The organism is Pseudomonas sp. WC1 (assembly GCF_050586565.1).
Classification (GTDB): Bacteria; Pseudomonadota; Gammaproteobacteria; order Pseudomonadales; family Pseudomonadaceae; genus Aquipseudomonas.
Genome location: NZ_JBOBDQ010000100.1, coordinates 1 through 10,052, shown reverse-complemented (window position 1 = coordinate 10,052; position 10,052 = coordinate 1). Strand labels below are relative to the sequence as shown.

The 10,052-nt window shown below is 64.9% G+C and carries 9 protein-coding genes; 4 read left to right on the top strand and 5 right to left on the bottom strand.

The genetic code is table 11. From position 1 onward, the window contains the following. Positions 1–130 precede the first annotated feature (130 nt). From mksB to mksF, 3 genes are read left to right on the top strand one after another with little or no spacing between them, the layout of a single operon-like run. The gene (mksB, locus tag ACQ4OD_RS26045; protein ID WP_046857179.1) at positions 131–1,417 is read left to right on the top strand and encodes an Mks condensin complex protein MksB; all 1,287 of its coding nucleotides are present in this window, start codon (positions 131–133) and stop codon (positions 1,415–1,417) included. Then, entirely contained in the window at positions 1,407–2,114 is a 708-nt protein-coding gene (mksE, locus tag ACQ4OD_RS26040; protein WP_046857180.1) for an Mks condensin complex protein MksE, read from the top strand. The genes mksB and mksE overlap by 11 nt, the downstream gene beginning before the upstream one ends. Then, a complete protein-coding gene (gene mksF, locus ACQ4OD_RS26035; protein WP_430945192.1) occupies positions 2,111–4,942 on the top strand; it encodes an Mks condensin complex protein MksF in 2,832 nt (943 codons plus the stop codon). The genes mksE and mksF overlap by 4 nt, the downstream gene beginning before the upstream one ends. Before the next feature lie 147 nt (positions 4,943–5,089). Here mksF and ACQ4OD_RS26030 read toward each other — a convergent pair whose 3' ends face one another. The 5 genes from ACQ4OD_RS26030 to rplU form a co-directional block, all read right to left on the bottom strand. Next, positions 5,090–5,554: a CreA family protein gene (locus ACQ4OD_RS26030; RefSeq protein WP_046857182.1), complete on the bottom strand. Its 465-nt coding sequence runs from the start codon at positions 5,552–5,554 to the stop codon at positions 5,090–5,092. A gap of 5 nt (positions 5,555–5,559) precedes the next feature. Continuing rightward, positions 5,560–6,678: a glutamate 5-kinase gene (gene proB, locus ACQ4OD_RS26025; RefSeq protein ID WP_139668537.1), complete on the bottom strand. Its 1,119-nt coding sequence runs from the start codon at positions 6,676–6,678 to the stop codon at positions 5,560–5,562. 87 nt (positions 6,679–6,765) lie between these two features. After that, positions 6,766–7,989 carry an Obg family GTPase CgtA gene (cgtA, locus tag ACQ4OD_RS26020; RefSeq protein ID WP_023631407.1) on the bottom strand — a complete coding sequence of 408 codons (1,224 nt, stop codon included), beginning with the start codon at positions 7,987–7,989 and terminating at the stop codon, positions 6,766–6,768. Positions 7,990–8,177: 188 nt separating this feature from the next. Further along, positions 8,178–8,435 carry a 50S ribosomal protein L27 gene (gene rpmA / locus ACQ4OD_RS26015; RefSeq protein WP_003247464.1) on the bottom strand — a complete coding sequence of 86 codons (258 nt, stop codon included), beginning with the start codon at positions 8,433–8,435 and terminating at the stop codon, positions 8,178–8,180. A gap of 37 nt (positions 8,436–8,472) precedes the next feature. Further along, a complete protein-coding gene (gene rplU / locus ACQ4OD_RS26010) occupies positions 8,473–8,787 on the bottom strand; it encodes a 50S ribosomal protein L21 (RefSeq protein ID WP_003247466.1) in 315 nt (104 codons plus the stop codon). A gap of 244 nt (positions 8,788–9,031) precedes the next feature. Here rplU and ACQ4OD_RS26005 point away from each other — a divergent pair, with 244 nt between their 5' ends. Next, positions 9,032–10,000, top strand: a complete 969-nt coding sequence (locus ACQ4OD_RS26005; protein ID WP_102683861.1) for a polyprenyl synthetase family protein — start codon at positions 9,032–9,034, stop codon at positions 9,998–10,000. The last annotated feature ends 52 nt before the right edge of the window (positions 10,001–10,052 follow it).

Genomic DNA, 10,052 nt, shown 5'->3' with positions numbered 1-10,052 from the left:
TGCCTCGCGATGAGGCCGGTGAATCCCCCAAAAGGATCAGGGTTATCCCCATAACAGACCAAGGGGTGAAATCCCCCCCCCCGGATGCAGTACAATCGCCGCTTTTATTTGGCAACGAGTCGACCCGCCAATGATCGAACCCAAGCGCGTCCTGCGCGCCCTAGCCGAACACTGGGCCTTGATCGAGCCGCTGTGCGAGCGCTTCGACCAGGGCACCCTGAGCCTGGTCGAGCTGCGCCAGCAACTGGCCCGCCAGCAGGTGGAAAGCACCCCGCAGGACATCACCCAGCTGCTTGACGTGTGGATCCGCCTGGACATCCTGGTCCCGGTGGCCAAAAGCCCCAACCGTTTCGAGCTCAACGCGCAGATCCACGACTTCCTCGCCTACCTGCGCCGCGAGCACCGGCTGGGCCTGTGCCTGGAGATCGAGGCCTACCTGCGCCACCTGGAGCGCCTGGCCGGGCATATCCAGGACGCCTTCGACAACCGCGACAGCGACGACCTGGCGCGCCAGCTGCGCCTGCTCGACATGCGCGTGCGCGATGTACTGAAGAAGCTCGACAACGACGAGCAGGCGCTGGTGGCCGTGGCCGAGCGGGCCAAAACCAGCAACCGCCAGATCCCTCTGCGCCAGCGCTACGCCGAAGTGCTGGCGACCTGGGACGAATACGTCGAGCCGATGATCCAGCTGGTCAACGCCGATGGCGCCTTCGAGCAGGGCGTGCGCAAGGTCGAGACCGTGCTGCTGCGGCTGCTGGGCGAGCAGGCGCGCCTGGGGCATCTGGTCGACGACGACATGCTGCTGCGTACCCACGCGCGCATCCTCGAGATGCAGACCAGCGCCCAGCTGACCTTGCGCCACGCCCGCGAGCTGCTGCTGCCGCTGCGTGAGGAGGCGCGCCGGCACAACGCCGTGACCCGCGGCGCCGCCCTGGCCCTGTCGGTGATCCGCAAGAAGGGCATCGACGCCGTGCCGCAGGCGGCCATGCCGATGTTCACCCGCCCGCAGAGCACCTTCCTCGGCAGCGCCAGCCAGGTCGAGGCCTACGTTTACGCCCTGGCCCGCTTCGAGCCCAAGCCCGCGCGCTTCCCCAAGGCGCACAAGACGCAAAAGGGCCCGCTGCCCCGCGCCCCGCGCACGGTCAAGGAAATGCTCGAACGTTGCGAAGACGCCCTGCCGCTACCGGACCTGATGGTCTGGCTGCTGGAACAGGAGCCTGAAGGCGCCACCGACGAACTGCTGTACTGGTTCTCGCGCCTGTCGCGCGAGAAACGCTTCAGCCGCGAGCGCCTCGATCGCCAGCAATACCTCACCCGCGAACACCTGGTCAGCCTGCGTTCCTTCGCCCTGACCTCCAGCCGCGACAAGCCGGCGACCACGACCGAATCCACCGCGAGCCCCACCCATGCATCTTGATCTTTCCGAACTGTCCCAGCTCGCGCCGATCTTCCGCGAGCTGTTCAAGGGCTTCCACGTCAGCCGCCGCGACCCGGAGCTGTACGCCCAGCTGTCGAACTTCCAGGACCAGTACCGCACCCTGTTCAAGGCCCTGGGCTTCGAGCTGGTGTGCGATACCCGCGGCTTCTACTACTTCGTCCCCGAGCAGGCCGCCGCGCAGGTCAACAAGACCGCCCAGCGCCTGTCGCTGTTCACTTTCATCCTGGTCGAGCACCTCGCCGACCAGGGACGTGACCCGATGGCCGTGCTCGACGGTGGCAGCATCGGCCGCGACGAACTGCCGTCGCTGCTGGACAAGTACCGCGACCTGTTCCTGCAGGCCGAGGTGCAGACCGTCGACGAGCTCGAAGAAAAGATCATGCGCCGCATGAGCCAGCTCGGCTTTGCCCACGAGGAAGGCGGCATCTACCGCTTCCTGCCGCCGATGCACCGTTTCCTCGACGTATGCCTGTCGGTCCAGCAGGACCGCGACCTGGCCGCCACCCTGCACAGCGACCTGCCGCTGCCGGTACCCGTGCTGGTGGTGGAAGAGACGCCCGAAGAACTCAACCGCACCGACGACCCGCTCGACCTCACCCCGTTCGACGGCGAGGAAAGCGAAGAGGATGCCCTGGCCCGGGCGATCCGCGAAGAGCAACAGGAGATTGACGCATGAGCCAGGAACGCTACGGCATCCGCCGCTTCGCACTGCTCAACACCGCTGGCTACAGCCTCGGCCTGTTCCCCCTGGAACACCCGCTGTCGGTCTATGGCGCAAACAACCTGGGTAAATCGGCGTCGATCAACGCACTGCAGTTCCCGATCCTGGCGCGCATGTCCGACATGAGCTTTGGCAAGTACAGCCTGGAGCAGTCGCGGCGCTTCTACTTCGCCAGCGACACCAGCTACATCCTCACCGAACTGAACCTGCCCCACGGCCCGCACGTGATCGGCGTGGTCGGCCGCGGGCCGGGTGGCGGTTTCGGCCACCAGTTCTTCGCCTACCAGGGCGAACTGGACCTGGCCCACTACCAGAAAGACGACACCTGCCTGCGCCAGAAAGAGCTGTTCACCAACCTCGAGCGCCATGGCCTCAAGGCCTACGAGCTCAAGCCGGACGAACTGCGCCGGCTGCTGGTCGGCGGCCACACCTCGGTGCCGCTGGACCTGACCCTGATCCCGCTGCGCTCGACCAGCGAGCAGAGCCTGAAGACCTTCCGCGCGTTGTTCATCAACCTGCTGCACATGCGCGAAATCACCGCCGCCAAGCTCAAGCAGCTGTTCCTCGACGCCTTCGAGCACAGCCTGCGCTCGGGCAGCGTCGACTACATCGCCGCCTGTGAAGAGGCTTTCCGCGACGTACGCCGCATGGAGGGCGACTACAACGCCCTGGTGGCTGCCGGTCCGCTAGTCGAAGCCCTGGCCGGCGGCGTGGCCCAGCGCGACATCCTGCGCGGCAAGCTGCACCGTATATCGCCACTGCTCGACAACCTGCTGGGCACCTGGCAGGAATACGCCATGGCGCGCAAGGAAGAGCTGGTAATCCAATCCGAGCACTACCGTGGCGAGCAGGACCGCCTGCAGAACGACCAGCGCGGCGGCACCCAGGAGCTGATGCGTCTGGAGCGGGAGATCACCGGTATCCAGCGCTGGCTGGGTGAGCTGTCGGTGCTCAAGCACCGCTTCGCCCTGGTCACCGACGTCAAGACCCTGGAACAGCAACTGCTGGCCGCCAAGGACGCCCACGACGAACTGGCCGGCGCCCTGGCCCAGTCGCGGCAGTTCTCCACCGAAGACCTCGACGAGCGCGTGCGCGACCTGGAAAAACGCGTCAAGGCAGTCAAGCAGCAGCTCGACCACGCCGACAACAACAGCTATGCCCGCCTGCGTGAGGAGTTCTCGCAGCAGGACGTGGACCGCCTGATGCGTCTGTTCAACGGCGCGCTGTTCAGCCTGCCGATGGGTGACCGCGGCATCGAGCTGGACGACAGCGACGTCTGGGTGAAAACCCTGGAAGGCGTGCTCGATCGCTTCAAGGGCGAGCGCTTCGAAGTGCCTGGCCTGTCCATCGACATCTCGCACATCGACCCGCCCGCGCTGCAGGCCCTGGCCGACCGCGCCGCCCTGCGCGACCAGAAGGAACGCCTGGAGAAGGAGCTCAAGCAGCTCAAGACCCAGCAAGCCGTGGCCCTCGACCGCGCCGCGAGCAAGGCGCAGACCGAGGCGCTGTACCAGCAGGTGCTGGATGCGCAGAAAGCCCTCGAAGACTTCCGCCGCACCGAGACCCTGGCTGCCGAAGAGCCGGAAAAAATGGAGCAGCTGGGCCAGCTGGAAGCCGCCCAGGACGAGCTCAAGCGCTCCAGCGACGCCTTCACCGAGCGCGTCCAGCAACTGTCGGCCAAGCTGCAACTGGTGGGCCGGCAGATCGCCGACCTGGAAGCCAAGCAACGCACCCTGGAAGACGCCCTGCGCCGTCGCCAGCTACTGCCGGCCGACCTGCCGTTCGGCACGCCGTTCATGGAAGCCATCGACGATTCCATGGACAACCTGTTGCCGCTGCTCAACGACTACCAGGACAGCTGGCAGGCCCTGCAGCGCGTGGACAACCAGATCGAGGCGCTGTACGCCCAGGTGCGCCTGAAGGGCGTGGCCAAGTTCGACAGCGAAGACGACATGGAACGCCGCCTGCAACTGCTGATCAACGCCTACTCGCACCGCACCGAGGAAGCGCTGACCCTGGCCAAGGCCCGCCGCGCCGCGGTCACCGACATTGCCCGGACCCTGCGCAACATCCGCAGCGACTACGACAGCCTCGAGCACCAGCTGGCGCTGTTCAACCGCGAGATCAACAAGCGCCAGGTGTCGAACCTGGAGAGCTTCCGCGTGGTGCTGGCACCGAACAAGGAAGCGCTCAAGCACATCGACCAGATCATCCACAGCGCCGGCCAGTACGAGGAAGGCGAGACCCTGTCGGTGTTCGACCTGACCCAGAGCGCCGAGCAGGATCACAAGAACGAAGAGGCCAAGGAGTACCTGGCGCGGCTGGTGGCGGCCAACCACAACCAGCTGGGCCTGAAAGACCTGTTCGAACTGGCCTTCGAGATCACCAAGATCAACAGCCAGCCGGTGATCCACGCCGACATCGATGGCGCCGCGTCCAACGGCACCACCATGACCATCAAGGCGCTGACCAACATGTATCTGTTGCTGCACCTGATGGACCGCGACCTGGCCGGGCGCATTCGCCTGCCGTACTACCTCGACGAGGCGGCGGACATCGACGAACGCAACCAGGCCGCGTTGCTGGAGACCAGCCAGCAGCTGGGCTTCGTGCCGATCCTGGCGAGCGTGAAGCCGCAGGTGTCGGCGCGGGTGGCGATCGACCTGGAAGGTGGTAGCGGGCCGAACGGCATCTACATCGACGAGGCGGACTGGAAGTACATCAGCCGTCGCGACGAGGTGAAGGCGATCGTGCGTGAGGATGAGGCCGAGGAGTTGGCCTGATCAGGTGTATGGGGCCGCTTTGCGGCCCTTTCGCCGCGGTTCGTCGCCACGACAAGCCGGCTCCCACAGGAATTGTGGCTGACAAGGTCTCTGTGGGAGCTGGCTTGCCAGCGAAAGGAGGCCGAAGGCCTCCCAATATCCAGGCGGCTATTGCTGCGCCCAAGGCACGATCGGAATCGCCGTCACCGCATTCTGCGGGCTGCCTTCGATCACGCGGTCGCTGTACACGAGGTACACCAACGTATTGCGCTTCTTGTCGAGAAAACGCACCACCTGCATGGTCTTGAACACCAGCGAGGTGCGTTCCTTGAACACCTCCTCGCCATCCTTGAGCTCACCCTTGAAGTGGATCGGCCCGACCTGACGGCAGGCAATCGACGCTTCGGCACGGTCCTCGGCCAGTCCCAACCCACCTTTCAGGCCGCCGGTCTTGGCCCGCGACAGGTAGCAAGTCACGCCATCGACCTTCGGGTCGTCGAACGCCTCGACGACGATGCGGTCATTCGGCCCGACGAACTTGAACACAGTGGACACCTGGCCGATTTCCTCGGCCCCGGCCAGCATCGGCAGCGCCAGCGCGGCGGCGGCAATCAATCCTTTAAGCACTTGCATCTCCTTCAGACCAACACCAGGTTGTCGCGGTGCACCAGCTCGGGCTCGGCGCTGTAGCCCAGCAGGCTCTCGATGGCATCGGACGGCTGGCCGATGATCTTCTGTGCCTCCAGGGCGCTGTAGTTGGCCAGGCCACGGGCCACTTCCAGGCCGTCGGGGCCGACGCAGACCACCATCTCGCCACGGCGGAAGCTGCCTTGCACGGTCTTCACGCCGACCGGCAGCAGGCTCTTGCTCGATTCGCGCAGGGCCTTTACGGCGCCAGCGTCGAGCACCAGGGTGCCGCGGGTCTGCAGATGGCCGGCCAGCCACTGCTTGCGCGCGGCGAGCATGCCACGCTCGGGCGACAGCAGGGTGCCCAGGCGCTCGCCGGCCTTCAGGCGGTCGAGCACGCGCTCGATACGACCACCGATGATGATGGTGTGCGCACCGGAACGGGCGGCCAGGCGCGCGGCGCGCAGCTTGGTCTGCATGCCGCCACGGCCCAGGGCGCCGCCGGTGCCGCCGGCCACGGCGTCCAGCGACGGGTCGTCGGCGCGGGCTTCGTAGATCAGCTGGGCTTCGGGGTTGTTACGCGGATCGGCGTCGAACATGCCGTCACGGTCAGTGAGGATCACCAGCAGGTCGGCTTCAACCAGGTTGGCCACCAGCGCCGCCAGGGTGTCGTTGTCGCCAAAGCGGATTTCGTCGGTGACCACGGTATCGTTCTCGTTGATCACCGGCACCACGCCCAGGTCGACCAGGGTACGCAGGGTGCTACGGGCGTTGAGGTAACGCTTGCGGTCGGAAAGGTCGTCGTGGGTCAGCAGGATCTGCGCGGTGTGCTTGCCGTGCTCGCCGAAGCTCGACTCCCAGGCCTGCACCAGGCGCATCTGGCCGAGCGAGGCGGCGGCCTGCAGCTCGTTCATCGCGCTCGGTCGCGTGGTCCAGCCCAGCTGGCTCATGCCCGCCGCCACGGCCCCGGAGGAGACCAGCACCAGTTCCACGCCCGCTTCACGCAGGGCCACCATCTGCTCGACCCAAACCGCCATGGCGCCCCGGTCGAGGCCCTTGCCGTCGGCGGTCAGCAGCGCGCTGCCGATCTTCACGACCCAGCGCTTGGCGCCAGTCACCTTGCTTCGCATCTTCTCTTCCAACCTATGTCGAATCTGTAGATACCTTGGATACAAAAACGCCGCTCCAGAGAGCGGCGTTTAGTGTACTGCAACCGATCAGTCGCGCACGTAAATGATTTCCGGGCCGTCTTCGTCGTCCTCGAAATCATCCCAGTCGTCATCGTCGCCGATGTCGTGCACGCTCTTGACGCCGGTGCGACGCAGGGTGCGGGCGTCGTCCAGGGCCTGCAGCTGGGCACGGGCTTCGTCTTCGATACGCTGGTCGAGCTCGGCCAGCTCTGCGGCGTAGGCCGGGTCGTTGGCCAGGCGGTCGGCGCGGTCTTCGAGATAGCGCATCAGGTCATGGCTGAGCTTCTCGGTGCCCTGCTTGGCGATAGCCGAGATCACGTACACCGGGCCATCCCAGTTCAGGCGCTCGACCACTTCCTTGACGCGCTCGTCACGCTCGTCGTCCATGATCATGTCGGCCTTGTTCAGCACCAGCCAGCGCTCACGGTCGACCAGCGCCGGGCTGAACTGCGCCAGCTCGTTGATGATCACCTCGGCGGCGTCGGCCGGGCTGCTGCCATCCAGCGGTGCCAGGTCGACCAGGTGCAGCAGCACACGGGTACGGGCCAGGTGCTTGAGGAAGCGGATACCCAGGCCCGCGCCTTCGGAGGCGCCTTCGATCAGGCCGGGGATGTCGGCGATAACGAAGCTCTTCCAACGATCGACGCTGACCACGCCCAGGTTCGGCACCAAGGTGGTGAACGGGTAGTCGGCGACCTTCGGCTTGGCAGCCGAGACCGAGCGGATGAAGGTGCTCTTGCCGGCGTTCGGCAGGCCCAGCAGACCGACGTCGGCCAGGACTTTCATTTCCATCTTCAGGTCGCGCTGGTCGCCCGGCTTGCCTGGAGTGGTCTGGCGCGGCGCACGGTTGGTGCTCGACTTGAAACGGGTGTTGCCCAGGCCGTGCCAGCCGCCTTGGGCGACCATCAGCTTCTGGCCAGGAGTGACCAGGTCACCGATCACTTCCTGGGTGGAGGCGTCGATCACGGTGGTGCCGACCGGCACGCGCAGGAACAGGTCCTCGCCTTTCTTGCCGGTGCAATCGGTGCTGCCGCCGTTCTGGCCGCGCTGGGCCTCGTGGTGGCGGGTATAGCGGTAGTCGACGAGGGTGTTGAGGTTCTCGTCGGCCACCATGTACACCGAGCCGCCGTCACCGCCGTCGCCGCCGTTGGGGCCACCGTTCTCGATGAATTTCTCGCGGCGGAAGCTCATGCAACCGTTGCCGCCGTCACCGGCTTTTACCCGGATCGATACTTCGTCTACAAACTTCATTCAAAACCGCCTCTCGTCGGACGACGAGTCGAAAACCAGAAAACCATGAGGCTCTTGCAAAAATGAGCGCGGCGGCCCCGCACGAACCAGAAACCAACGCCAGCAGCCCAGACAAACAGCTTTGCAAGAGGCTCACCACAAACGAAAAAGCCCCGTCGCATGACGGGGCTTCTGGAGCGACGTCGCGATTAAGCGGCGACGATGCTCACGTAACGGCGCATGAACTCGCCTTTCTTCTCGAACTTGATCACGCCTTCGATCTTGGCGAACAGGGTGTGATCCTTGCCCATGCCAACGCCGTAGCCAGCGTGGAATTCGGTGCCGCGCTGACGGACGATGATGTTGCCAGGCTTGATGACCTGACCGCCATACATCTTCACGCCAAGGCGTTTCGATTCTGAGTCGCGACCGTTACGAGTACTACCACCAGCCTTCTTGTGAGCCATGGTTCAATTCTCCAATAAATTCAGGGGATCGGGGCGATTAAGCCTGGATACCGGTGATTTTGATTTCGGTGAACCACTGGCGGTGGCCCATGCGCTTCATGTGGTGCTTACGACGACGGAACTTGATGATGCGAACCTTGTCGTGGCGGCCTTGCGAAACGACTTCGGCCACTACTTTAGCACCAGCAACAACTGGAGCACCGATGGTGACTTCTTCACCGTTGGCGACCAGCAGAACGCGATCGAAGGTCACGGATTCGCCAGTGGCGACTTCCAGTTTCTCGATCTTGAGGAATTCACCTTCAGCGACTTTGTACTGCTTGCCGCCGGTAACGATTACTGCGTAAGACATGGTATTTCTCCGATAATCCTGCTCACCCAGCGCTTTATATGATGAGTATTGGCTGGCATGGCTGCACAGGGCTGGAACGGCCCGGTGCAATTGCGTAAGGCAGGTGCTGCCCAGGAAGTTAGGGTGCGCGATTGTACGCAACCCCATAAATGCTTGCAAGTACCGGCCCGGGGCCACGGCCACCGCGCCTTGACACACCGGTACCTGCGACCTAGCATGCCGCGCAACCTCAATGGAGCAGCCGATGCAACCCCAAACCTTCTACCGCGCGGTAGCTGATGACTTCAGCGCCGTCGACGAGATCATCAAGAAGCAGCTGACCTCGCGCGTGCCGCTGGTATCGAAGATCGGCGACTATATCACGTCCGCCGGCGGCAAACGCCTGCGCCCACTGCTGGTGCTGCTGTGCGGCAAGGCCCTGGGCCGCGAGGGCGACGACCTGCGCCTGCTGGCGGCGACCATCGAGTTCCTGCACACCGCCACCCTGCTGCACGACGACGTGGTCGACATGTCCGGCATGCGCCGTGGCCGCTCCACCGCCAACGCCCTGTGGGGCAATGCGCCGAGCGTGCTGGTGGGCGACTTCCTCTATTCGCGCTCGTTCGAAATGATGGTCGAGCTGGGCTCGATGCCGGTCATGCAGATCCTCTCCAAGGCCACCCGGGTGATCGCCGAAGGTGAAGTGCTGCAGCTGTCGCGCGTGCGTGATGCCAGCACTACCGAGGAAATCTACATGGACGTCATCCGCGGCAAGACCGCGATGCTGTTCGAAGCCTCGACCCACAGCGCCGCGGCCCTGGCCGGCGCCACGGACGCGCAGCGCGAAGCCCTGCGCACCTTCGGCGACCACCTGGGGGTGGCCTTCCAGCTGGTCGACGACCTGCTCGACTACAAGGGCGACTCCGAGACCCTGGGCAAGAACGTCGGTGACGACCTGGCCGAAGGCAAGCCGACCCTGCCGCTGATCTACACCATGCGCGAAGGCACCGCGGAGCAAGCCGCGCTGGTGCGCCAGGCGATCCAGAAAGGTGGCCTGGAGGACCTGGAGCAGATCCGCATCGCCGTCGAGGCGTCCGGCGCCCTGGACTACACCGCGCAGATGGCCCGCGACTACGTCGCCCGCGCCATTGCCTGCCTGGAAGTGCTGCCGGCCAGCGAGTACCGGGATGCACTGGTAGAGCTGAGCGAGTTTGCAGTAGCGCGTACGCACTGATACATCGCATCACCCCTATCGCGGGGGGAAAACACCCCCCCCCCCCACCACC